The following is a 225-nucleotide window of genomic DNA, read 5'->3' as shown; positions in this document are numbered from 1 at the left end:
AGAACGGATGATATCTTTGAGTACACTTCCGGGCCCTACACTTGGAAGCTGGTTCACATCCCCGACCAGAATCAGCCGGGTGCCCGGCGTTATGGCCGAGAGCAGTGCGTGCATAAGAAAAATGTCCACCATGGACATCTCGTCAATAATAACAACATCCGCCTCCAGCGGATTCTGGGCATTGCGCTCAAAGTGGATGCTGGCAGAGGAGTCATCCGGCATTCC

At 53.8% G+C, this 225-nt stretch carries 1 protein-coding gene; it reads right to left on the bottom strand.

The features are described 5' to 3' along the window. The coding region (locus tag HJY11_RS13950; protein WP_208076497.1) for an AAA family ATPase at nucleotides 1-225 on the bottom strand (225 nt) is incomplete at both ends.

Origin of the sequence: Bittarella massiliensis (ex Durand et al. 2017) (assembly GCF_017566145.1) — a bacterium.
In the GTDB taxonomy this organism is placed as follows: domain Bacteria; phylum Bacillota; class Clostridia; order Oscillospirales; family Ruminococcaceae; genus Bittarella; species Bittarella massiliensis_A.
This window is presented reverse-complemented; position numbering and strand designations above follow the sequence as displayed.